General features: G+C 46.6%; 21 protein-coding genes, 1 tRNA gene, 3 rRNA genes and 1 riboswitch. Of the genes, 17 read left to right on the forward strand and 8 right to left on the reverse strand.

From position 1 onward, the window contains the following. Window positions 1-69: 69 nt before the first annotated feature. Window positions 70-1,104 (reverse strand): alpha/beta hydrolase, encoded by a 1,035-nt coding sequence (locus ACUC6J_RS00420; protein ID WP_016818884.1) that lies wholly within the window; start codon window positions 1,102-1,104, stop codon window positions 70-72. 612 nt (window positions 1,105-1,716) lie between these two features. On the opposite strand from ACUC6J_RS00420, the gene ACUC6J_RS00425 reads away from it, so the two are divergent. The 13 genes from ACUC6J_RS00425 to ACUC6J_RS00485 all read left to right on the forward strand — a co-directional run bounded on the left by ACUC6J_RS00425 (window position 1,717) and on the right by ACUC6J_RS00485 (window position 15,619). Further along, window positions 1,717-3,270: ribosomal RNA gene (locus ACUC6J_RS00425) — 16S ribosomal RNA — on the forward strand. A 346-nt stretch (window positions 3,271-3,616) separates the two neighbouring features. After that, window positions 3,617-6,544, forward strand: a 23S ribosomal RNA gene (locus ACUC6J_RS00430). A 145-nt stretch (window positions 6,545-6,689) separates the two neighbouring features. Then, window positions 6,690-6,806 (forward strand): 5S ribosomal RNA (gene rrf / locus ACUC6J_RS00435). Together the 16S, 23S and 5S rRNA genes form the textbook arrangement of a ribosomal RNA operon. A 352-nt stretch (window positions 6,807-7,158) precedes the next feature. After that, entirely contained in the window at window positions 7,159-8,616 is a 1,458-nt protein-coding gene (gene guaB, locus ACUC6J_RS00440) for an IMP dehydrogenase (protein ID WP_017427215.1), read from the forward strand. A 331-nt stretch (window positions 8,617-8,947) separates the two neighbouring features. Beyond that, window positions 8,948-10,336 carry a D-alanyl-D-alanine carboxypeptidase family protein gene (locus ACUC6J_RS00445; protein WP_016818537.1) on the forward strand — a complete coding sequence of 463 codons (1,389 nt, stop codon included), beginning with the start codon at window positions 8,948-8,950 and terminating at the stop codon, window positions 10,334-10,336. 132 nt (window positions 10,337-10,468) lie between these two features. Beyond that, window positions 10,469-11,350 carry a pyridoxal 5'-phosphate synthase lyase subunit PdxS gene (gene pdxS, locus ACUC6J_RS00450; RefSeq protein ID WP_013368723.1) on the forward strand — a complete coding sequence of 294 codons (882 nt, stop codon included), beginning with the start codon at window positions 10,469-10,471 and terminating at the stop codon, window positions 11,348-11,350. A 16-nt stretch (window positions 11,351-11,366) separates the two neighbouring features. Further along, window positions 11,367-11,933 (forward strand): pyridoxal 5'-phosphate synthase glutaminase subunit PdxT, encoded by a 567-nt coding sequence (gene pdxT / locus ACUC6J_RS00455; protein ID WP_017427217.1) that lies wholly within the window; start codon window positions 11,367-11,369, stop codon window positions 11,931-11,933. Between the two features lie 36 nt (window positions 11,934-11,969). Continuing rightward, window positions 11,970-13,253 carry a serine--tRNA ligase gene (gene serS / locus ACUC6J_RS00460; protein ID WP_013368725.1) on the forward strand — a complete coding sequence of 428 codons (1,284 nt, stop codon included), beginning with the start codon at window positions 11,970-11,972 and terminating at the stop codon, window positions 13,251-13,253. A gap of 90 nt (window positions 13,254-13,343) precedes the next feature. Next, window positions 13,344-13,432 (forward strand) — tRNA-Ser (locus tag ACUC6J_RS00465). Window positions 13,433-13,577: 145 nt separating this feature from the next. Beyond that, window positions 13,578-13,919 (forward strand): hypothetical protein, encoded by a 342-nt coding sequence (locus tag ACUC6J_RS00470; protein WP_017427219.1) that lies wholly within the window; start codon window positions 13,578-13,580, stop codon window positions 13,917-13,919. Between the two features lie 27 nt (window positions 13,920-13,946). Next, the gene (locus ACUC6J_RS00475; RefSeq protein WP_017427220.1) at window positions 13,947-14,117 is read left to right on the forward strand and encodes a hypothetical protein; all 171 of its coding nucleotides are present in this window, start codon (window positions 13,947-13,949) and stop codon (window positions 14,115-14,117) included. 72 nt (window positions 14,118-14,189) lie between these two features. Next, window positions 14,190-14,345, forward strand: a complete 156-nt coding sequence (locus ACUC6J_RS00480; protein WP_014599349.1) for a small acid-soluble spore protein P — start codon at window positions 14,190-14,192, stop codon at window positions 14,343-14,345. A 197-nt stretch (window positions 14,346-14,542) separates the two neighbouring features. Continuing rightward, window positions 14,543-15,619, forward strand: coding sequence for a hypothetical protein (locus tag ACUC6J_RS00485; RefSeq protein ID WP_031462570.1), 1,077 nt, complete (start codon window positions 14,543-14,545; stop codon window positions 15,617-15,619). A gap of 123 nt (window positions 15,620-15,742) precedes the next feature. Here the strand turns inward: ACUC6J_RS00485 and ACUC6J_RS00490 are convergent, their stop codons facing one another. Together ACUC6J_RS00490 and tadA are read right to left on the reverse strand one after the other, a co-directional pair. Next, window positions 15,743-16,300, reverse strand: coding sequence for a GNAT family N-acetyltransferase (locus ACUC6J_RS00490; RefSeq protein ID WP_447249587.1), 558 nt, complete (start codon window positions 16,298-16,300; stop codon window positions 15,743-15,745). Window positions 16,301-16,359: 59 nt separating this feature from the next. Next, complete coding sequence (gene tadA / locus ACUC6J_RS00495; RefSeq protein WP_017427224.1) at window positions 16,360-16,860, reverse strand: tRNA adenosine(34) deaminase TadA; 501 nt, start codon at window positions 16,858-16,860, stop codon at window positions 16,360-16,362. 328 nt (window positions 16,861-17,188) lie between these two features. Here tadA and ACUC6J_RS00500 point away from each other — a divergent pair, with 328 nt between their 5' ends. After that, window positions 17,189-19,465, forward strand: a complete 2,277-nt coding sequence (locus tag ACUC6J_RS00500; protein WP_019685757.1) for a PAS domain S-box protein — start codon at window positions 17,189-17,191, stop codon at window positions 19,463-19,465. A 50-nt stretch (window positions 19,466-19,515) separates the two neighbouring features. Then, complete coding sequence (gene rluF / locus ACUC6J_RS00505; RefSeq protein WP_153794285.1) at window positions 19,516-20,217, forward strand: 23S rRNA pseudouridine(2604) synthase RluF; 702 nt, start codon at window positions 19,516-19,518, stop codon at window positions 20,215-20,217. Between the two features lie 136 nt (window positions 20,218-20,353). Here rluF and motB read toward each other — a convergent pair whose 3' ends face one another. Both motB and motA read right to left on the reverse strand, forming a co-directional pair. Next, complete coding sequence (motB, locus tag ACUC6J_RS00510) at window positions 20,354-21,181, reverse strand: flagellar motor protein MotB (protein WP_016818543.1); 828 nt, start codon at window positions 21,179-21,181, stop codon at window positions 20,354-20,356. Beyond that, window positions 21,174-21,968 (reverse strand): flagellar motor stator protein MotA, encoded by a 795-nt coding sequence (gene motA / locus ACUC6J_RS00515; protein WP_013368736.1) that lies wholly within the window; start codon window positions 21,966-21,968, stop codon window positions 21,174-21,176. The genes motB and motA overlap by 8 nt, the downstream gene beginning before the upstream one ends. Window positions 21,969-22,155: 187 nt before the next feature. On the opposite strand from motA, the gene ACUC6J_RS00520 reads away from it, so the two are divergent. Further along, a complete protein-coding gene (locus ACUC6J_RS00520) occupies window positions 22,156-22,449 on the forward strand; it encodes a hypothetical protein (RefSeq protein ID WP_028542600.1) in 294 nt (97 codons plus the stop codon). A 117-nt stretch (window positions 22,450-22,566) separates the two neighbouring features. Continuing rightward, window positions 22,567-22,866, forward strand: coding sequence for a 4a-hydroxytetrahydrobiopterin dehydratase (locus ACUC6J_RS00525; protein WP_007428083.1), 300 nt, complete (start codon window positions 22,567-22,569; stop codon window positions 22,864-22,866). A 78-nt stretch (window positions 22,867-22,944) separates the two neighbouring features. Here ACUC6J_RS00525 and ACUC6J_RS00530 read toward each other — a convergent pair whose 3' ends face one another. The 3 genes from ACUC6J_RS00530 to ACUC6J_RS00540 all read right to left on the reverse strand — a co-directional run bounded on the left by ACUC6J_RS00530 (window position 22,945) and on the right by ACUC6J_RS00540 (window position 25,501). Then, window positions 22,945-23,451: a GNAT family N-acetyltransferase gene (locus ACUC6J_RS00530; RefSeq protein ID WP_016818545.1), complete on the reverse strand. Its 507-nt coding sequence runs from the start codon at window positions 23,449-23,451 to the stop codon at window positions 22,945-22,947. A gap of 302 nt (window positions 23,452-23,753) precedes the next feature. After that, window positions 23,754-24,254, reverse strand: coding sequence for a C40 family peptidase (locus ACUC6J_RS00535; RefSeq protein ID WP_016818546.1), 501 nt, complete (start codon window positions 24,252-24,254; stop codon window positions 23,754-23,756). 5 nt (window positions 24,255-24,259) lie between these two features. Next, window positions 24,260-24,397, reverse strand: a riboswitch (cyclic di-AMP (ydaO/yuaA leader). A 276-nt stretch (window positions 24,398-24,673) separates the two neighbouring features. Next, complete coding sequence (locus ACUC6J_RS00540; protein WP_447249588.1) at window positions 24,674-25,501, reverse strand: hypothetical protein; 828 nt, start codon at window positions 25,499-25,501, stop codon at window positions 24,674-24,676. Between the last annotated feature and the right edge of the window lies 1 nt (window position 25,502).

A 25,502-nucleotide genomic window follows, 5' to 3' on the forward strand; every position in this document is an offset into this window, starting at 1 on the left:
CTTTATAAAGGAAGGACCCGGGCGTCCTTTTTATTTTATGAAATCCGCAACATGCAGAGAGTAGTGCCCTTAATGATCAGTGTTTGTTTTAGCAATGGTTGACCGAGAATAATGGATATTGGAGATGAGATCACGGATGACTTGAATGACGAGCTCAGGTTGATCATGGATAATCATATGTTCGCTCTTTTTGGCGACAATAAGCTTGCTGTTGTTAGAGATGTGGAGCATCTCGCGCTGCCCGATTTGCCAGCTTTGTTCGATCTGATCATTTCCACGCTTACTTATACCGAACTGAGTCAAATTTTGCTGAATGCCTCGGGCAATTACGCGTACAGGGAGGTTGCCCAAATGCTGGCCGCGTATGGCATCTTCGGTAGTGCTCGCCAGATCACCCTCCTCGGCAACAGAGCGAAAGTACTTGGGGGAAGCAACAATGTTCACGAAAGATTTTCTATCTCGATACTCCACCCGACCGTTTAGCATTAAGTTGGGGAACAGACGAAAAGCACCCGATCTTTCTAGGAGAATGGATATGAGCGGCGAGGGATTAACCTTAGGCCGTTCTTTGGCATAGATCTTATTTGTCCGGCGGGCATCATTCTCGGGCCTAGCATCCACCAGAACCAATCCTGCGACTTCGTCTCTGTACGTCTGTGCATAGAGTCTTGAGTACATCCCCCCGAGGGAATGGCCTACAAGGATATAAGGAGCTTGGATGTCTGCATTTTTTAGAGCGGTATGAAGCTCCCGAACGATGTTTTCGCCGGTACGTGGAGTATTTGCCTCTTCGCTCCATGCATAGCCTGCCCGATCATAGGATACAACGGTGGCAAAGGATGATAGCTTCTCGGGAATATCTCTCCAAGAAAGGCTACTTTCCCCGCTCCCTGATTCAAGCACTATCGTTGGAGAGCCGGCACCCATTTTATGAATATGGAGACGATAACCTCCAGCGTCGACCATTCTCCCCAGAGGAGGATGTTGCGACTTATCATGTTTGGATGCAATCCACTCATACACAAATCCAGAGATAACGACAAGCAGTAAGCAGGAGATAACCCAAAACACAACTTTCGTCCAGGTCAGCCTTCGTTGCTTCATATAACATCTACTCCTCTATAAGGTCATTATTCAATTCACAACATCTATTTCATATGAGGTAAAATTGCTTTGGTGTGGTTGGGCCGTGATGAACTTTCATGTAAACATTAAGTTGGAGTTCTGTAGTATCTACCTATTCACTATTAAAGGCTGGGGGGAATGGCGCGGGCGTTCCTTATCATTTATACCCATCCTTTGTTTGTCAAATCATCAATATTAAAGAAAAAAACGAATATACAATCTAGGAACCATTTGAACAAAAGCCTAGGGCCCAGCTACAAACATATAGGTGTGAAAATAATTTAATAAAAAAACTTGCATTTAAAAATCCAGAATGATATACTCTAATTCCGGCCAAGAAGACATAGTAGTTGCGAGCGAGAGACACAAAAAAATGTTTTAAAAAATGCTTGCAAAGTTGGTTCGGAAGTGATATGATATAAGAGTTGATGAGGCGATGAGTTGATTCAACGAAAGAAATGTTTGATCTTTGAAAACTGAACAACGAGTGAGTAAATTGATTTTGTTCGCAAAATCAAACAAAGAGATATTTTATCTCGTCAGTTTCAAAATGAGCTAATCGCTCTTTCTATAACCAACTTCGGTTGGTCTTTAATGGAGAGTTTGATCCTGGCTCAGGACGAACGCTGGCGGCGTGCCTAATACATGCAAGTCGAGCGGGGTCAGTTAGAAGCTTGCTTCTAACTGACCTAGCGGCGGACGGGTGAGTAACACGTAGGCAACCTGCCCACAAGACAGGGATAACTACCGGAAACGGTAGCTAATACCCGATACATCCTTTTTCTGCATGGGAGAAGGAGGAAAGGCGGAGCAATCTGTCACTTGTGGATGGGCCTGCGGCGCATTAGCTAGTTGGTGGGGTAAAGGCCTACCAAGGCGACGATGCGTAGCCGACCTGAGAGGGTGATCGGCCACACTGGGACTGAGACACGGCCCAGACTCCTACGGGAGGCAGCAGTAGGGAATCTTCCGCAATGGGCGAAAGCCTGACGGAGCAACGCCGCGTGAGTGATGAAGGTTTTCGGATCGTAAAGCTCTGTTGCCAGGGAAGAACGCTTGAGAGAGTAACTGCTCTTGAGGTGACGGTACCTGAGAAGAAAGCCCCGGCTAACTACGTGCCAGCAGCCGCGGTAATACGTAGGGGGCAAGCGTTGTCCGGAATTATTGGGCGTAAAGCGCGCGCAGGCGGCTCTTTAAGTCTGGTGTTTAATCCCGAGGCTCAACTTCGGGTCGCACTGGAAACTGGGGAGCTTGAGTGCAGAAGAGGAGAGTGGAATTCCACGTGTAGCGGTGAAATGCGTAGAGATGTGGAGGAACACCAGTGGCGAAGGCGACTCTCTGGGCTGTAACTGACGCTGAGGCGCGAAAGCGTGGGGAGCAAACAGGATTAGATACCCTGGTAGTCCACGCCGTAAACGATGAATGCTAGGTGTTAGGGGTTTCGATACCCTTGGTGCCGAAGTTAACACATTAAGCATTCCGCCTGGGGAGTACGGTCGCAAGACTGAAACTCAAAGGAATTGACGGGGACCCGCACAAGCAGTGGAGTATGTGGTTTAATTCGAAGCAACGCGAAGAACCTTACCAGGTCTTGACATCCCTTTGACCGGTCTAGAGATAGGCCTTTCCCTCGGGACAGAGGAGACAGGTGGTGCATGGTTGTCGTCAGCTCGTGTCGTGAGATGTTGGGTTAAGTCCCGCAACGAGCGCAACCCTTATGCTTAGTTGCCAGCAGGTCAAGCTGGGCACTCTAAGCAGACTGCCGGTGACAAACCGGAGGAAGGTGGGGATGACGTCAAATCATCATGCCCCTTATGACCTGGGCTACACACGTACTACAATGGCCGGTACAACGGGAAGCGAAGGAGCGATCTGGAGCCAATCCTAGAAAAGCCGGTCTCAGTTCGGATTGTAGGCTGCAACTCGCCTACATGAAGTCGGAATTGCTAGTAATCGCGGATCAGCATGCCGCGGTGAATACGTTCCCGGGTCTTGTACACACCGCCCGTCACACCACGAGAGTTTACAACACCCGAAGTCGGTGAGGTAACCGCAAGGGGCCAGCCGCCGAAGGTGGGGTAGATGATTGGGGTGAAGTCGTAACAAGGTAGCCGTATCGGAAGGTGCGGCTGGATCACCTCCTTTCTATGGAGAATCGTTTCCTGCAACGGAAACATTCAAATCAGCAGGTACATGTACCTGCGACCGGATATTCAATTCGGTTCATCACGTTCGTGTGAATGAAATGGATATCCTGAACTTACTCACTCGTTGCTCAGTTTTGAGAGTTCAAACTCTCGAGCTTCGACGAATGTTTCATTCACACATCGTGTGGAACCGAAATATTCATCGGGTTTCGCTTCGATGAAGCGAATTGCACCTTGAAAACTGGATACCGAAACGAAATTGCGTTTTAGAATATTCCTTTAAGCTGATCTTGTGTAAACAAGTGAAATAAAGGTAGCAAATCGTATTTACTATGTAGATACTAGGTTAAGCTACAAAGAGCACACGGAGGATGCCTAGGCGCCAGGAGCCGACGAAGGACGTGGCGAACAACGATAAGGCCTCGGGGAGCTGTAAGCAAGCTTTGATCCGGGGATGTCCGAATGGGGAAACCCGGCTGTCTTCATCGACAGTCACTACTCACTGAATTCATAGGTGAGTGAGAGGCAGACCAGGGGAACTGAAACATCTAAGTACCCTGAGGAAGAGAAAACAATAGTGATTCCGTCAGTAGCGGCGAGCGAACGCGGATTAGCCCAAACCAAGGAGCTTGCTCCTTGGGGTTGTGGGACGTCTCACATGGAGTTACAAAGGAACCGGTTAGATGAAGAGGTCTGGAAAGGCCCGCCAGAGAAGGTAAAAGCCCTGTAGTTCAAAACCCGTTCCCTCCGAGACGGATCCCGAGTAGTGCGGGGCACGTGAAACCCCGTATGAATCCGGCAGGACCATCTGCCAAGGCTAAATACTCCCTGGCGACCGATAGTGAAGCAGTACCGTGAGGGAAAGGTGAAAAGCACCCCGGAAGGGGAGTGAAATAGATCCTGAAACCGTGTGCTTACAAGAAGTCAGAGCCCGATCTATGGGTGATGGCGTGCCTTTTGTAGAATGAACCGGCGAGTTACGTTCCCGTGCAAGGTTAAGGTGAAGAGCTGAAGCCGCAGCGAAAGCGAGTCTGAATAGGGCGGATGAGTACGTGGACGTAGACCCGAAACCGGGTGATCTACCCCTGTCCAGGGTGAAGGTGCGGTAACACGCACTGGAGGCCCGAACCCACGCATGTTGAAAAATGCGGGGATGAGGTGGGGGTAGCGGAGAAATTCCAATCGAACCCGGAGATAGCTGGTTCTCCCCGAAATAGCTTTAGGGCTAGCCTCGGAAAGAAGAATCGTGGAGGTAGAGCACTGATTGGGTGCGGGGCCCGCAAGGGTTACCAAGCTCAGTCAAACTCCGAATGCCATAGATTTAGTTCCGGGAGTCAGACAGTGAGTGCTAAGATCCATTGTCGAAAGGGAAACAGCCCAGACCATCAGCTAAGGTCCCCAAGTGTGTGTTAAGTGGGAAAGGATGTGGAGTTGCACAGACAACCAGGATGTTGGCTTAGAAGCAGCCACCATTGAAAGAGTGCGTAATAGCTCACTGGTCGAGTGACTCTGCGCCGAAAATGTAACGGGGCTAAACACACCACCGAAGCTATGGCTTGATGCTTGCATCAGGGGTAGGGGAGCGTTGAATGCGGGTTGAAGGTGTACCGGAAGGAGCGCTGGACTGCATTCAAGTGAGAATGCCGGTATGAGTAACGAAAAGATCTGTGAGAATCAGATCCGCCGAAAGCCTAAGGGTTCCTGAGGAAGGTTCGTCCGCTCAGGGTAAGTCGGGACCTAAGGCGAGGCCGATAGGCGTAGTCGAAGGACAACAGGTGGAAATTCCTGTACCACCGTAATCCGCTATGAGCGATGGGGTGACGCAGTAGGGTAGTGACGCGGACTGATGGATGTCCGTCTAAGCAGTGAGGCTGGTGTGTAGGCAAATCCGCACATCGTGAAGGCTGGGCTGTGATGGGGAGCGAAAATTATAGTAGCGAAGGTCATGATCTCAGACTGCCAAGAAAAGCCTCTAGCCAGGAGAAGGTGCCCGTACCGCAAACCGACACAGGTAGGCGAGAAGAGAATTCTAAGGCGCGCGGAAGAACTCTCGTTAAGGAACTCGGCAAAATGACCCCGTAACTTCGGGAGAAGGGGTGCCTCGGTAGGGTGAATAGCCCGAGGGGGCCGCAGTGAAAAGGCCCAAGCGACTGTTTAGCAAAAACACAGGTCTGTGCGAAGCCGCAAGGCGAAGTATACGGGCTGACGCCTGCCCGGTGCTGGAAGGTTAAGGGGAGTGGTAAGCTCGCAAGAGCGAAGCTATGAACCGAAGCCCCAGTAAACGGCGGCCGTAACTATAACGGTCCTAAGGTAGCGAAATTCCTTGTCAGGTAAATTCTGACCCGCACGAATGGCGTAACGACTTGGGCGCTGTCTCAACGAGAGATCCGGTGAAATTTTAATACCTGTGAAGATGCAGGTTACCCGCGACAAGACGGAAAGACCCCATGGAGCTTTACTGCAGCTTGATATTGAATTTGGGTACGATCTGTACAGGATAGGTGGGAGCCGTAGAACTTTGAGCGCCAGCTTGAAGGGAGGCATCCTTGGGATACCACCCTGATCGTATCTAGGTTCTAACTTGGTACCGTGATCCGGTACGAGGACAGTGTCAGGTGGGCAGTTTGACTGGGGCGGTCGCCTCCTAAAGAGTAACGGAGGCGCCCCAAGGTTCCCTCAGAATGGTTGGAAATCATTCGAAGAGTGCAAAGGCAGAAGGGAGCTTGACTGCGAGACCTACAAGTCGAGCAGGGACGAAAGTCGGGCTTAGTGATCCGGTGGTACCGCATGGAAGGGCCATCGCTCAACGGATAAAAGCTACCCTGGGGATAACAGGCTTATCTCCCCCAAGAGTCCACATCGACGGGGAGGTTTGGCACCTCGATGTCGGCTCATCGCATCCTGGGGCTGAAGTAGGTCCCAAGGGTTGGGCTGTTCGCCCATTAAAGCGGTACGCGAGCTGGGTTCAGAACGTCGTGAGACAGTTCGGTCCCTATCTGTCGTGGGCGTAGGAAATTTGAGAGGAGCTGTCCTTAGTACGAGAGGACCGGGATGGACGTACCGCTGGTGTACCAGTTGTTCCGCCAGGAGCACCGCTGGGTAGCTATGTACGGAAGGGATAAGCGCTGAAAGCATCTAAGCGTGAAGCCCCCCTCAAGATGAGATTTCCCAGTATGTAAGACCCCTTGAAGACGACGAGGTAGATAGGTTGGGGGTGGAAGTGCAGTAATGCATGGAGCTGACCAATACTAATCGGTCGAGGGCTTATCCTAAAGATAAAACGCAATGAAGTTTCGGATCCAGTTTTCAGGGTGTAAGCATCACATCGTATAAGTTCGAGTAGCTTATATGAGACGAGCTAACACACAGCATTTGGCGATGCTGATTCCTGAAAAGAATTTGCGAGGCAAATTCATGTTTGGTGGCGATAGCGGAGGGGTTCCACACGTACCCATCCCGAACACGACCGTTAAGCCCTCCAGCGCCGATGGTACTTGGACCGCAGGGTCCTGGGAGAGTAGGACGTTGCCAAGCAACAACTAAAGAGGACCACGATCTTACTGAGATCATGGTCCTTTTTTGTATATTTTTTTATATAAGTGAATTTATTTATATTCTTACTCCTTTGTTGCTTACTCAAAGTGAAATATGCTTTTGTAAGTAGAGAGGTACCTTTAAACCGTTTGTTTATAATAGTTGTCCTTCGTAGGAGTACAGTTGTTTGTACAGGGAAATACTACGGGTTAGGGCTGTTGATGAAGGCTTGACACCCCTATACCGCTTTGCTAAGATTGCAATAATATATTTTCAGAGAGCCTTGATTTGTCCATGTCGGACAGACAACAAGACCAATACAGACTAAACATTTTGAAGGAGGATCATCTTGGTGTGGGAAGATAAATTCGGTAAGGAAGGCCTTACCTTTGACGATGTTTTGTTGGTACCTCGTAAGTCGGTGGTACTGCCCAAAGAAGTAAGCGTAGCAACTCGTTTGAGTGATAACGTGAAGCTGAACATTCCTTTAATGAGTGCTGGTATGGATACTGTTACTGAGGCAGTGTTAGCAATTGCGATGGCTCGTGAGGGCGGTATTGGTGTTATTCATAAAAATATGTCGATTGAACAGCAAGCGGTAGAGGTAGATCGGGTTAAACGCTCAGAGAGCGGTGTTATCACCAACCCATTCTCATTGACTCCAGATCACTTGGTATCCGATGCTGAGGCAGTGATGGGTAAATATCGTATTTCCGGCGTGCCTGTTGTAAACGAAGAGAACAAACTGGTGGGTATTATTACTAACCGTGATCTTCGCTTTATTCACGACTTTGATCTTAAAATTAGTGAAGTCATGACGAAGGAAGAACTGGTAACTGCACCAGTAGGCACGACTTTACAAGAAGCGGAAGTCATTTTGCAAAAGCATAAAATTGAAAAGCTTCCACTGGTCGATGAAGGGAACTACCTCAAAGGTTTGATCACCATCAAAGATATTGAGAAAGCTATTCAATTTCCGAACGCAGCGAAGGATGCACAAGGGCGTCTTCTGGTCGGTGCGGCTGTCGGCATTTCCAAGGATACGTTTGAACGGACTGAAGCACTTGTAAAAGCTGGTGTGGATTTGATTGTTGTGGATTCCGCTCATGGCCATCATATTAACATTATTGAAGCAGTCCGCGAGTTGCGTAAAACATATCCTGATCTGACGATTGTAGCAGGTAATGTAGCTACAGGTGACGGAACGCGCGAATTGATTGAAGCAGGGGCATCGGTCGTTAAGGTGGGTATCGGTCCAGGTTCTATCTGTACAACACGCGTAATCGCAGGGATTGGTGTTCCACAAATAACAGCTATTTATGATTGTGCAACAGTAGCACGTGAATATAATATTCCGATTATTGCAGATGGCGGTATTAAATACTCTGGTGAAATTACAAAGGCCATTGCGGCAGGGGCCTCTGCAGTAATGTTGGGAAGTCTTTTTGCAGGTACGGAAGAAAGCCCAGGCGAGTCGGAAATTTATCAAGGACGTCGCTTCAAAGTATATCGTGGTATGGGCTCTATGGCTGCGATGAAGCAAGGTAGTAAAGATCGTTATTTCCAAGATGACGACAAGAAATTGGTGCCGGAAGGTATTGAGGGACGCGTTGCTTATAAAGGACCACTTTCCGACACTGTGCACCAGCTGTTGGGCGGTCTTCGTTCTGGTATGGGATATTGTGGTACTGCTAATATTGAGGAGCTTCGTAACGATACAAGCTTTATCCGTATTACAGGTGCAGGTCTGCGCGAGAGCCATCCGCATGATGTGCAGATTACGAAAGAAGCACCAAACTACTCTCTATAAAGTTCGGCTGTAATAGACTTGACGACAGGCAGAGCGCATTTCGCTCTGCCTGTCTTTTTTTAGAGATACCCCTGTGATAGAATAGACAAGTGTCCGCCTTCTCATGAGGTTATGGATGAATTAGGACGCTTAGGTATTTTGGACGATTCCTACCAGTTAAGAAGATTCGGGCACAGAATGCTCATGACAAGCTATATCTTGGGAAACGAAATGACACTAAATTGTATAATACTAAAACATTAATTCTTTGGCCAAGTAAAGGCTGTAACCACCGTCTCGTTATACATAGCATAGCGGTTCGGGTTGAGGTACGAGAGGAGTTTGTATTCATTTGAAAGCGAACAATTTTAAGAAAAATAATAAACGCAGCATGATTAAAAAGAGTGTGACTGCAGTCATGGTGCTTAATATGATGTATATGTCAGCCTTACCTGTTGTAGGCAATTTCGATTCAAGCGTGGCTACTTTTGCTGCTGGAGCGGCAACAGAGGCAACGAATATCACGGGGACAGGTTCTATTAACCCCCCTAGTCTGGCACTTCGTTCAGCTATTTTGATTGAGCCTTCCACTGGGCAGGTTTTGCTCTCTATGAATCCAGATGAGCCGCTCCCGCCAGCCAGTATGACCAAAATGATGACAGAGTACATCGTAGCGGAGCAGGTTAAGCAAGGCAAACTTAAGTGGACGGATAAGGTTACAGTGAACGAGAATGCTTCTAAGAGTATCGGATCACGTATTTTTTTGGCTCAAGGGGATCAACATACGGTAGAAGAGCTTTATATTGCCATGGCAGTAGGTTCTGCCAATGATGCAACAGTAGCTCTTGCTGAACGCGTATCTGGAACCGAGCAGGATTTTGTGAAACTAATGAATGAAACAGCTCAGAAAATGGGTATGAAAAATACGTATTTTATCAACTCGACTGGCTTGGATCGCAAGGATATGCCTGCAGGGTTTCAACCGGACACAGACCGGGAAACTGTGATGACTGCGAGAGACGCAGCTACTCTAGCAGGTTACATCATTAAGGACCATCCAGATTATACACGGTTTACCACAATTCAATCGTACAAATTCCGTCCAACGGATAAAGCACCGATTATTAACTATAACTGGATGCTAGAAGCGAACAAAAATATTACTAACTTTAGAAAGTTTGCTTATCCAGGCTTAGACGGAATGAAAACAGGTCATACGGCTAATGCTGGAAACTGTTTTACAGGTACGGCTGAACGTAATGGAATGCGTCTCATCAGTGTAGTTATGGGCGCTGACTCTGATGCACACCGTTTTACAGAGACGGCTAAAGTGTTGAATTATGGCTTTGATAACTTTGAAGTGAAGCAGGTTGTGGCTCCAAAGACAGTGGTTAAGGGCGTTGAGAATGTGCCTGTGACCAAAGGTACAGAAACAGAAGTGCCGATCGTCACAAAAGATGCAGTAAGTTTTATCGTGCCCAAGGGTGCGAGCAATCCTAAGGTAACCTTTACAACGAATATAACACCAGCAAGCTCTCTCGTGGCACCTTTGAAGCAAGGGGCAAAAGTCGGAACGATTACGTACACATACAAAACGGATGGCGTGGATAAAGGTCAGACGAAAACTGTTGATTTGGTTACAACTACAGCAGTAGAAGAGGGTGGTTGGTTCCGAATGCTTTTCCGGGCAATTGGTGATTTCTTCGGCGATTTGTTCCAGGGAATTAAAAATCTCTTCTAAAGATGAAACGCTAACCGGTCTAACCTGTTCTGCATTACTTATTTTGCAACTTGAAATGATTGTGTATTTGGCGTTCGTACGGTAAAATCTTAAGTTAGAAATCTAAACGTAACCCTTACAGGAGGCAACGACATGGAAACGGGAACTTCGCGTGTAAAAAGAGGTATGGCAGAGATGCAAAAAGGCGGCGTAATCATGGATGTCATGAACGCTGAACAGGCTAAAATTGCTGAGGCAGCAGGTGCTACAGCCGTAATGGCTCTTGAACGAGTGCCTTCGGATATCCGTGCAGCGGGTGGGGTTGCTCGCATGGCTGACCCTACAATTGTGGAAGAGGTAATGAAGGTTGTTTCTATTCCTGTTATGGCTAAGGCTCGTATTGGTCACTTTGTTGAGGCAAAGGTACTGGAATCTCTAGGTGTTGACTACCTCGATGAGAGCGAAGTATTGACACCTGCGGATGAGGTATTCCATATCGATAAGCGGGAGTTCACCGTTCCATTTGTTTGTGGAGCCAAGGATCTAGGGGAAGCATTGCGTCGTATCGGTGAAGGCGCATCTATGATCCGTACAAAGGGTGAGCCGGGAACTGGAAATATTGTTGAGGCTGTTCGTCACATGCGTTTTATCAATGGTCAAATTCGCAAGGTGCAAAACCTGTCAAAGGACGAGCTGTATGCAGAAGCGAAAAATCTCGGAGTTGCTTATGAGCTGCTGTTGGAAGTGCATGAGCTTGGTAAGCTTCCAGTGGTTAACTTCGCAGCGGGCGGTGTAGCAACACCTGCAGATGCTGCGTTGATGATGCATTTAGGCGCTGATGGTGTATTTGTAGGTTCTGGTATCTTCAAGTCGGATAGTCCTGAGAAATTTGCGCGGGCCATTGTGGAAGCGACCACTCATTATACGGATTACAAGCTGATTGCAGAAGTGTCCAAGAATTTGGGGACTCCTATGAAGGGCATTGAAATTTCCAAACTGGCATCGCATGAGCGCATGCAAGATCGTGGTTGGTAAGAAAGAAGGGACCGGCATGAAAATAGGTGTATTGTCGCTGCAAGGCGCTGTAGCTGAGCATATACGAAGTGTTGAACGTGCGGGTGCTGAAGGTATAGCAGTGAAGAAGATCGAACAGCTCGATGAGCTGTCCGGTCTTATCATTCCCGGTGGTGAAAGCACCACTATCGGTAAGCTAATGCGCAAGTATGATTTTATAGAGGCTATACGCCAATTTTCCAATCAAGGGAAGCCTGTATTTGGCACTTGCGCGGGATTGATTGTACTGGCCAAGACGATTCAAGGTCAGGAAGAAGCACATTTGGGACTCATGGATATTACAGTATCGCGTAATGCCTTTGGTCGCCAACGAGAAAGCTTTGAAACTGACTTGAACATTAAAGGGATTGAGGAGCCGGTTCGTGCGGTGTTTATACGCGCGCCTTTAATACAATCTGTCGGAATGGGAGTAGATGTGCTATCTGAGTATAACGGCGAGATTGTAGCAGCCCGTCAGGGTCATCTGCTGGCTTCATCCTTCCATCCGGAATTAACAGACGATTACCGGTTACATCAGTATTTTGTGGATATGGTCCGCGGATAGCGGAAAGTCAGGTTTGTAGTGTAGGAGGGATCACCTGTGTTAGATATAAAGATTTTGCGTAATGAGCTTGGTCGGGTTGAGAAAGCTTTACAGAACAGAGGTAAATCTCTGGATCTGATTAATGGTTTTACAGATCTGGATGTAAGCCGTCGTGAGTTGCTTCAGGAAAGTGAAGGACTCAAAAATCGTCGGAATGTCGTATCTGGCGAAGTAGCCAAGTTGAAGAAGAATAAGGAAAATGCGGATGATCTTATTGCTGAAATGCGCCAGGTCTCCGATCGTATTAAAGAATTGGATGAGCAAGTGCGGGAACTGGAGGTTCAGATCGACGAATTGGTGATGTCGATTCCTAATATTCCTAATGAGACTGTGCCTGTAGGCGCTTCGGAAGAGGATAATGTGGAAATTCGCCGCTGGTCGGAGCCGCGCGAGTTTTCTTTTACACCCAAAGCGCATTGGGAGTTGGCTCAGGATCTAGATATTCTCGATTTTGAGGCTGCAGCTAAGGTGACGGGTTCTCGTTTTACATTCTATAAGGGACTGGGAGCGCGATTGGAACGTGCGCTAATTAACTTTATGATGGATCTGCACAGCAGTGAGCATGGTTATGAAGAAATGCTACCTCCATACATTGTAAATCGAGACAGTCTGTACGGAACGGGTCAGCTTCCGAAGTTTGAAGAGGATTTGTTTAAACTGCGTGATACCGAGTATTATCTTATTCCTACGGCCGAAGTTCCGGTAACGAACTACCACCGTGAAGAGATTATGAATGCAGATCAGCTTCCTAAATATTATGTGGCATACAGCTCTTGCTTTCGCTCAGAGGCAGGATCAGCAGGGCGTGATACACGTGGCTTGATTCGTCAGCATCAATTCAATAAGGTGGAAATGCTCAAGCTGGTTCACCCAGATACCTCTTATGAAGAATTAGAGAAAATGACGAATAACGCTGAGCGTGTTTTGCAGCTGCTCGGACTTCCATATCGGGTGCTGGCACTTTGCACAGGAGATATGGGTTTTACGTCTGCCAAAACGTACGATCTGGAAGTATGGTTGCCGGAGAGCGGCATGTACCGTGAGATTTCTTCCTGTTCCAACACTGAAGACTTCCAAGCGCGTCGTGCAAACATCCGGTTTCGTCCAGATGCGAAGGCAAAGCCTGAATTTGTACATACACTGAACGGTTCAGGATTGGCTGTAGGACGGACTGTAGCTGCTATTTTGGAGAACTATCAGCAAGAGGACGGAAGCATTGTGATTCCCGAAGTGCTACGTTCATACATGCGAGGCATTGAGGTTATAACTCCTAAACAGTAAGCCTTGCATTCTTAAAAATTCTGTGGTAAAATAATTTTGTTGCGCCTGAGTTGTTTAATAGAGGGAAGCAGCTTTATCCATTTACCACCTGGAGAGGTACCGAAGCGGTCATAACGGGGCGGTCTTGAAAACCGTTAGAGTGCAAGCTCACATGGGTTCGAATCCCATCCTCTCCGCCATATTCTAAATAAAACCAAGCCATTCGAATCTGATAGCTGGTACATTAGGCTCTATATGCTAATGATCAGGAATCGTGAAGAATGGCTTTTTTGTTGTATAAAAAACCTGTTTTTTTCACACGTTATCAGATGTGGAGGTGCTGGCATGAATCGAGAAATGACAGTGGATCAGCAAAAGCTGGTAGAGGCCTGGCAGGAACAACTGCCGATTCTTTTGAATTCAGGGGATAAATCACAGGTACAGGCAGATGAAGCTGATAACCGGGCTATACGAATCCATATCGAGGTAGAAGGCCGACAAATGTACTCCTTTAACTTTGCATGTACGTATGTAGATTCTCGGGAGGTACAGGTTAGCTTAGTCGATGTAGAGCGTGACGGACGGTCTGTGGATGAACGAACAGATATCATTCAACAGCTGGTGTCCGATTATACGCGGCACATTCACCAATGCGCCCAAACATTACAGTCATTAACGCACTCGTAGTCATGAAGGTATGAGGAGGAAGGTTACATGACCAAGGCCAAAAACGGATTGGATAAAAACCTGTCCAACATTGTCGATGATTTGGAACAACGTCCAGTCAATAGTCATCAGGCACAGCAAGTGCAGCAGGATCGTAATGATCGTCGTCATCAGGATTCACTGAATCACGATAAAACGGAAGATCTGAACCATCTATAGTCCTATTTTAAATGGTAATAAACGGATTCGTTGATGTGCCAATAATTTAGACTGAGAATGGAGGATGCGTAAATGGGCAAACCTAGAGCTGTTCCTGTTCCCGAGGCTCAGGATTCTGGTGGAAGTAACGAAAAGCGTGAGCGTAGTCATCAACAAGAGCCGTTATCCGGTTCCAAGAAGGTGAAACAGCGCAATCACGTGGATCACCATAACAGACAAGGTTCATAAGCAGTCAGACTTTTCTCCTAAAAATATTAAGAAGTATAGTACACCCTGGTTAGAGAGCCAGGGTGTCTTTGTGCTTATTGCAAGAAAATTTTCCAATAAGTGTTTCGCCGTTTATGAATATGAGTTAAAATAGAGGGTGTGTATTTTTTTGTTAGCATAAAAAAAGGGGTTAATTATGAGAGGAGAGAATCTACACAATGAGTAAAAAATTATCCGTCTTGGTCCTCACTATGGTGTTGCTAATGACGGTAGCGCTGGTAGGTTGTAGCAAGAAGTTAGAACCGAAGGAAGCTGTTACGACTGGTACAGCAAATGCGATGAAGTTGAATTCCTATGAATCCAAAAGTCAATTTACCGTTAAGGAACTGACAATTACCTCCGCTTCTGTGCCAGCTGAGCAAAGTGCAATGGTAACTAGCATGCTGAAAAATGCTGATATTACACTGGATGGCGTATACCAAAAGGAGCCTTTCCAATCTGAAATGACGCTTGGCATTCATTTGAAGGGTGATCTTTCTACTAGCTTTACGATTCCAATGGTAATGACTAAAGATAAATTGTACGTTAAAATTCCTAATATTCCATTTTACCCGCTTCCACAGGATGTTGTAGGTAAATTCCTGCTCATTGATCCACAAGAACTGGCTAAACAAACGGGACAAGAATTTAACCCTGCAACCATGGATCAGGAAAAATCTCAGAAATTTGCGAACGAAGTGATTGCTGCGATCATGGGCGAGTATGATCAAGCTACGTATTTCTTTGATATTGATCCTAAAGATGCTAAATTGCCGCAAGGCGTTGAAGCTAAACAAGTGGTTCAGTTTAAAATCACGAACGATAACGTGAAGCAAGCGACCAATACATTTATCACTAAGGCGCTTCCTAAGGTCCTGGATATAATGTCTAAAGACGAATATGCTGGCATGCTTCAAGTGAAGAAGGAAGAACTGGCTGAAGCGAAAAAAGAACTGCAATCCAACACCAGCGAAGTTAGCAAAAAGCTGGATGAGTTGAAGAACTATTTGACAGTGAAACAGTTTGACATTAACACTGCTTTGAACAAGGATAACGTTCCTGTGTATCAGGATCTGAATGCGAACGTGGAAGTGAATGATCCTTCTACGAAAGATAATGTGAAGTTGTCTGTAACAGGCTATTCGCAATACAGCAAAATCAATGAAAAAGCATCATTTAAAGTGGGGATTCCAACAGCGGACCAAGTCCTCACTATCGAACAACTACAACAAAAAATGCAAACTGTATCTCCTTAAACAGAGGATGACAGGATTACAAACATCATTTCTTCGAATGTGATGTAAGAAAACCGCTCGGCATAGGCCGGGCGGTTTTTTTGTTCATGATTAAGTTGTCCTCTGTGCAGTTGTTCAGATTCGTCACACGTCATCTTCAGCTAGAATCCCGAACATCTGATGATCCTGCCATTCGCCCTGAATCTGTACCAGCTTGCGAGCAATACCTTCCGGTTGAAAGCCACACTTCTGTAATACACGTTGTGAGCGATCATTATGCAGAAGGGTACCTGCTTGGAGACGATGTAGAGATAAGGCGCGGAAGGCATACTGTATGATCAACTTTAAAGCGGCCGTCATATGTCCCTTACCCTGCTCATGTTGATCCATCATATAGCCGACGTCGGCGAATTGTCCAACTCCACGCACCAGATTGGAAATGGAGATGTAACCTATCAGCCGTTCTTGTTTTAAGAGAAAGATACCAAACAAGTACCCTCGATCTTCTTCCGCTTGACGCAATCTCTCACGGATGTAATCCTGTTGTTTTTTTAAAGTGAAAAGTGAATCCTCATACAGTGGCTCATAGGGCGCATGAGAGTCCCTATTTCGAAGTCTAAGGGCGAGAAGGGCTTCGCCATCCTCCAAGCTTAGGGGACGTAAAAAGATACCTTGAGGCGTATTATACAAGCTCATAGGCATAAGAGATCTCCTTTCACGCGGAATTAGCAGTGAGATGAAGAGCTTTGGACTTTTCCTCCTCAGGATGGAGATGAAGGAGGAGACAATTTGGCAGCCGCTCTTTTTTGCCGGAGCTGCCGAAAAAAGTTTGTTAGCATGGAGGCACATTCCTCCTGAAGTACACCGCGGGTTACTTCTGTACAATGATTGAACCGAGGCTCCTGCAATAAATTCATTAGCGTGCCTGCACAACCCGCCTTGGGATCTGTGGTGCCGTATATTAGATGGGGGACGCGTGATTGCACAATGGCTCCAGCGCACATCGGACACGGCTCCAAAGTGACATACAGCCTGCAATCCAGCAGGCGCCAAGCGCCCAAATGCTCACTGGCCTGCCGGATGGCAACCATCTCTGCATGTGCAGTTGGGTCGGTGTCGGTCTCGCGCAAATTGTAGCCGCGACCGATGATTTCATTATCTTTTACAATGACAGCTCCGATGGGGACTTCACCCAACGCTTCTGCCTTGTACGCTTCCTGAATGGCTTCTCTCATCCAATAGGCGTGATCCATAATGGTCACTGGGAAAATGCTCCTTTCAAACGCGGAATTATCCAACGAACAAGTATTCCGTTGTTAACATGATGTGAATAAAATTGTGGATAACACCATACTTGTCCACAGATTTATCCACAGTTTATAATAACATCTGTGTATTTGTGGACTATATGTGGATGATTATCTTAATACATTGTAGGTAAATGCTCGCCTATTGACAACATTGTTCACAGGATGTGTATTTATGTATATCCGGTAAATGTAAATGCTGGTATCCCAGGCACTATTACGGTATCATTGAGTTAGCAATTGCCAGTAATCGCCAGCATACGGCAAGAGGTGAGAAATCAGTGTGTCGATAAAAATCAGAATAACGATCATTTTGTCGGGGTCGGTCCTGTTTATCCTATTGTTAAACATTGCACTCAATTACTACACGACCCACGAAAATCTAAGAAGTGACAGTGAAACCAAAATGGTTCTGACGGCTAAAATCATCGGAGGAGCTATCGAACAAACCCGACATAGCTGGGAGGCCGTTGACAAGCAGCTCGGATATAATCTGTGGCTTTCTGCTACGTTGGCTGCCAATCAGCTCGATCCCGATATTCGTAATATCCAGCAGGAACAGCTACAACAGATAGCTACACTCCACAGGGATATTAATATCTCTTTGATGATCCGAGATGGACAGGGATATAAGGTTGTTAAATCTTCGAATCCTAAAGAGCTAACGTCATCCGATCCATTAATGGGGTATTGGAAAAATGCAGTTGACCAATTATATAAACATGGACAGGTGGCCATGGCGCATGGTCAGAACCTAGATCATTTTTGGACCAGTTCTTTTGATTACACAGATTCAGGTTCCTCACATATTAATAAATGGGGATTTTATTATGACCAAAAACGTAACTACTTAATTCGAATATCCTTCCAGGATACTTCAGTCCAGGATTTTATACCTATCCTGAGCCCAGCTGAGATTGTGAAGCAGACTCAGCAAGTGGATTATCGCATTTTGGAGATAACAGGAATCAACCCTGCAACCTTTGGTGGCGCTACGATGGACAAGAACGGTAACGATCGAAAACACTACTACATGTACAACGAACCGATCCAATTCGGCACGTATCAACTAACGAGAGTGCCTGAGGATCGTTTGGCTGTGTCCAGGGCGATCCTTTCGGGAGAGAGTATCGTACAAGATTGTTATATTAAAGGCGAACGGGTGCTTGTCAGTTACATACCTTTTTATCCGACAAACCGTGATTCCTATGTCATTCGTATTGTCATGAATTATGATACAATCGCTTCTGTTATATCCAAGCAATTAATCAGTTTAGTTGCTATTTCCATTGTTCTATTGGAGGTTGTGATCATTGGAAGCTATGTGCTCGCCAGCCTATTTGTCCGTCCGATTCAGTCGATATTGGGAAAAGTGAACGAGATGGCTGACGGCCATTTTGATACACGGCTAGAAATTAAGGGCGGCCATGAGCTTGCACAGCTGGGTGAGCGCATCAATGCGATGGCCTACAACCTGGGGATGTATACGAGAAGACTTGAACAAATGTATGAAGAAAACCGTTCTGTAAAGGAGCATCTAGAATCGGTTATTAATCAGACGGCAGATGCAATTCATGTAACCGATCAGGAGGATCGTGTTGTTCGGGTCAACCATGCCTTCGAAGCTTTGTACGGGTGGACCAAGAAAGAATTGGTTGGCCGTAAGCTGGAGTTTGTGCCTCCGCAGCAACAGGAGGAGTATGAATTTCAGAAGGAGAGCCTGCTTCAGGGAGAAAGCATCGTATCAAGCGAGACCCTACGAATGCGTAAGGATGGAAGTACAGTAGAGATTAGTATGAGTACTTCACCTATTCTGGATGAACAAGGCGAAATCTTAGGCTTTATCTGTGTCTCGCGTGATATCACAGGGCGTAACCGGATGGAGGAACTGCTACGTAGATCAGAGAAGCTGACAACCGTAGGACAACTGGCGGCAGGCGTAGCGCATGAGATTCGTAATCCATTAACCACGCTACGTGGCTTCCTACAACTACAGCAGCAAAATCAAGTGTTGAATATGAAACACAACGATATTATGATGTCTGAGCTGGATCGCATCAATTTGATCGTTAGCGAGTTTTTAATATTGGCAAAGCCACAGGCAGTACATTTTCAGAAAAAAGATGTTCGTTATATTGTGAGTGATGTTATTTCTTTGCTAGATAGCCAGGCGCATCTGTTGGGTATTGTATTCAACCTTCAGGTTACGGACGAGCCTGCCTTGGTATATGCTGAAGAAAATCAGTTAAAACAGGTATTCATTAATTTACTTAAAAATAGCATGGAGGCTATGAGTAAAGGCGGCATCATCACAATTCATTTGTTCTTAGAGGGAGAAAGCGTTAAAATCTTCATACGGGACCAGGGAACGGGTATTCCCGCAGAAATGCTATCCAAGCTGGGAGAACCTTTTTTCACAAATAAAGAAACAGGTACAGGACTAGGGCTTATGGTCAGCCAGCGTATTATACAGAGCCATAAAGGCACACTGGATATTGAAAGCATAGAGGGAGAGGGAACAACCGCCCTCGTGCAGCTTCCGATTGCCAAGCCCGAGTAACGGGCTGGGGGCAGGAGGAAGTGTGTTCGTAGAAATGGAGGGTACACAGGTTGCGCATTAACAAATTTATCAGCGAAACTGGCTTTTGCTCGCGCCGGGAGGCGGACAAGCTGGTAGAGAGCGGCCGCGTGACGATTAACGGCGAAGTGGCCGTGCTGGGCAGTCAAGCGGAAGAAGGCGATGATGTCCGTGTGAACGGCAAGCCACTGCGCGATAAGTCCGATCACGTCTATATTGCATTGAACAAGCCAGTCGGCATTACTAGCACGACAGAGAGTCACATTAGAGGCAATATTGTCGATTTTGTGGGGCACCCGCAACGGATATTTCCAATTGGACGCTTGGATAAGGATTCGGAAGGTCTCATTTTATTGACCAATGATGGGGACATTGTGAATAAGATTTTACGGGCAGAAGGCAAGCATGAGAAAGAATATATGGTAACAGTGGATCGTCCGGTCACACCATCCTTTGTGCAGGGGATGTCCAGCGGTGTGAAGATACTCGGTCATCGGACGCTGCCCTGTGAGGTAACACGTGTATCTGAGTATGTATTCCGTATTATTCTGACAGAAGGGAAAAATCGTCAGATCCGACGTATGTGTGCTGCCTTCGGTTATGAAGTTAAAAAGCTGCAGCGACTGCGAATCATGAATATTCGATTGGGGTCCCTTCAGAAAGGCGCCTGGCGCGATTTAACAGAGGCTGAAAAGCTGGAACTAGGCCAGATGCTTGATTATACGCTTAGCTAAGGCCAGAGGCCTTCTTATAGCCTTCAGCGCTGGGTTCTCCTATATGGCAGGGCTAGACAACAGGAATCACTAAATCAAAAGGCACCAGCTGCATAAAAAATGCGGCGGTGCCTTTGTTCATATAACATATTCATGATCAACCTTCATTCGAGCTTGAGGTAGGACTAATAACTTGTGTGCCGTTCTGATATTTGCGAAGAACGGAAATTTCGACACGACGGTTTTTGGCGCGTCCTTCTCCAGTCTGATTGCTTGCCAATGGTCGATACTCGCCATATCCGATGGATACAAACTTGGTAGGATCGAGCTGCGGATTGAGCAGCAAAATACGCAAGAAATTGAGCGAGCGCTTGGCACTCAAATCAAAGTTGGACGGGAACTGACTATTGGAAATAGGTACATTGTCGGTATGACCGGATACGATAACATCATAACCAGGAAACTGCTGGAGCATGCTGGAAATGGATTTGGCTAGCTTTCTCGCTTCTGGCTTTACTTCGGCCTGCCCGGATGAAAACAGGGCATTATCACTAATGGTGATCATCAGCTGAGATTGGTTCAGCTTGGTGTTCAGTAGAGTGGACAGGCCGTTATTTTGAATATACTGATCCATTTGTTTTTTAAGCTTCTTTAAATCTTCTTCTTCCCGCTGGGCGAGTTGCTTCTGCAGATCAGAGGTAGAAGTGGCTTTCGATTTTAAAGGTTGCGATACCTCTTCTTTATTTTTGCCCATATCCATGGATTGTGACGACGGATTCGCGGCCGAGTGATCCAGCACGCCAGTACCGCCACTAAAAGCTGAACTCAAGGATTGAGCCATAGTTTCAAATTTTTTGGCATCGAGCGAGCTCATACCGAATAAGACAATGAAAAGAGCCAACAGAAGGGTCATTAAGTCGGAATATGGCAACAGCCAGCTTTCGTCAGCATGCTCTTCATGCGGTTCATGTCTCTTTTTACTCACTGGAATCGCCATCCTTCTGGGTCATCGAAGCCCGTTCGGTTGGAGTTAGGAAGATTGCTAGCTTTTGGCTGATGGCAATCGTCGAGATACCGGATTGAATCGAAAGCAGACCTTCGACCATCATTAACTTAAGTTCCACTTCTTTTTTGGAAAGCCGTTTCAGCTTGTTGGACATTGGATGCCATAGGACATAACCTGTAAAAATACCGAGCAACGTTGCAATAAAGGCGGCCGCAATGGCATGGGACAGTTTTTCCATGTCACTAAGGTCGGCTAGAGCGGCAATCAGACCTACAACCGCACCGAGTACCCCGAGTGTTGGAGCGTACATACCGGCTTGGGAGAAAATTAGTGCGCCTGCGCGGTGTCTATCTTCGGTAGCGTTAATGTCTTCCATCAGAACATCGCGTACGAACTCCTGATCATTACCATCGATAATCATACGCATACCGCCGCGCATAAAGGGATCGTCGATCTCTTCGACCTTGGATTCCAGCGCGAGCAGACCTTCACGACGGGTAATGGATGCCCATTCGGTAAATGTACCGATAAGCTCCTTGCGATCCAGCAATTTCTGCTGGGTGAAAATAATTTTAAACAGCTTTGGCACCCGTTTCATGTCATCCATCGGAAACGCCATGAATATACTTGCTGCTGTTCCGACGAAAATAATCATGTAAGCAGCGGGATTATTGACCAGATTGACGACTGGCGCGCCCTTCAGGATCATCCCGACGACCAGTGACAAAAGCCCGAGCACAAGTCCAATAATGGTTGTAATTTGCATGATACACCTCATCCATGAGAATAGATTTTGAATCCTTTCATGCCGCATGGGTCGTCCTTGCCCCAAGCGCGTCATTATGAGACGGATTATAGTATTTATCGACAAAACTCTCTTTTTTGTTAAGGGCGAATTTCCGGTATAATAAAGTGATTATGTATTGAATCGCTGAACCACTGGAGGAAATAGCATGGGAGTAAAGCATGGGCGCGAGTATGAACAAATTTTGAACGATTTGACAGAGGCTGTGGGACGCATTCCAGATAGCTATGAATTTTTTGAAATGGAAGCAGAAGATTGGGACAGGCTGGACCCAGCGGGGCGCCAGGAAGTCAATGAGGCTTTGGCAGAAGACTTATTTTATGCACTGGGCACAGAACCTATAATCACTGTAGGCAGCGGTGTTGTGATTTATGAGCCGGAGCAGCACCGGATCTATGTACTCATCGGGGATGAGGAGCTGACGTCGGTCCCATTGATTTGATGGCCGTCTTATGGATTTATCAACGGGGCCGTGGTAATATGTACACCAATATATCGTAGTTTTGGCCGCATTTAAGCGGCTAAAAGGCTTCCGTATAAACGGGGAGGAGTTCGTAACATGCCTTTTACACAAGAAGAGATTGAAGCACATCTGGAGAAGCTGGAGGGCTGGGAACTGGAGGAAGGACGTTGGATCGTTCGGAAATATAATTTTTCCAGTTTTATGAAAGGAATTGCCTTCGTGGATGAAGTTGCCGCTATATCTGAGGCATTTAATCACCATCCATTTATTACGATTGATTACAAGACCGTGACTCTGCGTTTGACCTCCTGGGACGATGGCGGTATTATGGCCGTAGATATTAAGGAAGCCCAACAATATAATGAAGCTTTCGAAAAAATGCGCAGCAGTCATTGAGTTTGTAATGATCTGTCGTATATATGAAGAGCGCCTTCGTTATACAACATCGCGGTTGTATAGTGAAGGCGCTCTTATTTATAGAACCCGATTCTGTTGTTCAGGACGATATACCATACAATGGAACGGCTTTCTGCCATCTGGAGTCTGGCGTTCATAGGTATCCGTCAGCTCAAATCCAGCTGCCTTGTAGGCTCGGATAGCCCGCTGATTCCAAGTGAGAACCTCTAGGTCAATTTCATTCTGCGGATGCCGCCGTCTGGCTTCCTCGGCAATGGCCCGGACAAAGTCGGAGCCTGTGCCATGTCCGCATCTTTCGGGATGCATTCCAAGACCCAGCCGGGTCACACCGACCATAGGGAAATATTGAGCAAATCCCGTCAGCTCATTCTCTTCGTCCAGGACCGCAACATATTGCTCTTGGCGAAGCGTGGGACTTCCAAATTCGACTTCAAGTGCCTTCATTTGTTCCCAGGGAAGCCAGCCGTATATGTTGTAGGGGGGATCATAGCGCCACTCACAGATTTCAGCCGCTTGATGCTCGTCCATCGGTACGATCCGGTAGTTGGATATTGAGGCCGGCACTTTTTCATTCCTCCTTATGCAGGTACTTCAATCATTAACCACAGATTGTAGACAAGTTGTAGGAGAATGGCAAGCGTGTTTATTTCGTACCTAAGTCGGGTATACATTCAATAAGAAGGATTTACTGCTCATATGCTCCCCCAGCGGTGACGGTAAAACCGACGATGTTCGCTAAAATTGAAACCTTTTGAGGTGTCAGTTCGTCAGTAATGATAATCATTGCGATGTAGTGGACATAAAAAACCGCAATTCGATTCCGGCCAGAATCAAATTGCGGCTAGGGTTAGCTTGCTGTGCGGTAGTTATTCTACGTTGTCGTCATCAGGAATATCTGAAGCTACAGAATGGTAAGCGTCTGTGCTCATAATTCTTTTTGCACCGACATAACGGTTAGCGTAATAATTTTCGTTCAGTGAGCTAACTACTACACCACGTGAAGTCGAGGAGTGGGCGAATTTCCCTTCACCTACGAAGATACCTACATGGGAAACGCCTCTTCCTGTGGTGTTGAAGAACACCAGGTCGCCTGGTCTCATTTCATCGCGGGATACAGAAGAACCCATTTTGAATTGTGATCCAGATTGATGCGGCAGTTTAATTCCCAGTTTGTTGAATACATACATTGTGAAGCCGGAGCAATCGAATCCCTCGAGTGTAGTGCCTCCGCTTCTGTAGTTCGTTCCTTTGGCATCTTGGATGACCTGGTCCATCTTAGAGTCTGCAAATGCACTGCTGCCACCGAATGTAAAAGATGTAAAGGCAATGGCGAGACCCATGGCTGCGATCGTTAGCTTCTTCTTCAAAAAAAATATACCCCTTCCAATGCCTGCGAGGTTAGCTTAAGGATTCGGTAGAAGGTTCCCCTATGACCACTCTGTTGCGAGATCAATTCACCCAAACTGGTTCCCCCGCTTCCTAGGTGCCAGGAATTAGGCTTAACTTAAGATGTGCACCTTGGAGAGCAGTATTCACGACAACGATGTTTTTAAGATAAAGGTTACAATAAAGATTACAAAGTTGTTACTATCAGTTCACTGCGATTATTGTAACAAAGACAGCAGGCTTTGGCAAATGTTTCATCGCAAAAAGTTACAAAAAAAATCTGTTCCTAACGCTCCAGGAACAGATTCTGTTAACAGTATTCAGTTATGTGCTGTTTGCACGGGAAAGAAAAAAGTTTTTTCGACAGCTGAAAATACAGGAGAGAGCATATTGTGAGGGGTTAGCCTCTCCTGGAGATATCGATGTGCCATAGCCGATACTGTGAACTGATATGCCACAGCCTGACCAGACTGGTAACAAAATGATACGATTGCTGGAGAATCAGCGCCAACATACCCGTCCAAATCATCGCCACGGTGCCAAATAGACCGAAAACTAGCAACACACAAGTACCTAGCAACAGGGATACACCAACAGCCGGAAGAAGCTGGCGAAAGAAGGCGAGCAGGGACGATAGTATGGTGTGACCACTGACAGTGCCCAACTGCATATACAGGATGCACTGCCGAATGACCCAACCGTAAGCTATCCACCCCATGGCATAGGGCAACAAATGTAGCAGGTAAGAGGAAGATTGCAACGTTCCTACTACAATAGGATAGAGTCTCGGTACCACCCAAAAGGCGGGAAGCAGCAGCAAACCCAACTCGATGATGTAATACAATAGCGATGACATACCGTGGCGTTTCATCCCCTTGAAGAAGGACAGGCTTTGCGGTTCAGACGCATCGGTATGCAGGCTTTGATATATGCCAGCTCTAATGAAGGGAGTGATTAGTATGCGCAATACGGTCGCCCCTAGTAATATCCACAAGTACACATGTACTTCCCGGCTGTCCATCAAGGCGATCTGGCCCTCCATCCAAAACAAGGTCTTTCCCAGTTCGTTTTGGCTCTGATCAGGATAACGTAGCAGCAGCGGGATAACGGCAGACTGTACCAGCCTATAGAGAAATACTCCCCACAGCAGACGATACAGAAATAAAATGATAACGATATAAAAGCGTATGCGTACCAGCGCCCAGCCTTCTTTTATAACAGTCCGCATC

The organism is Paenibacillus sp. JJ1683 (assembly GCF_053006485.1).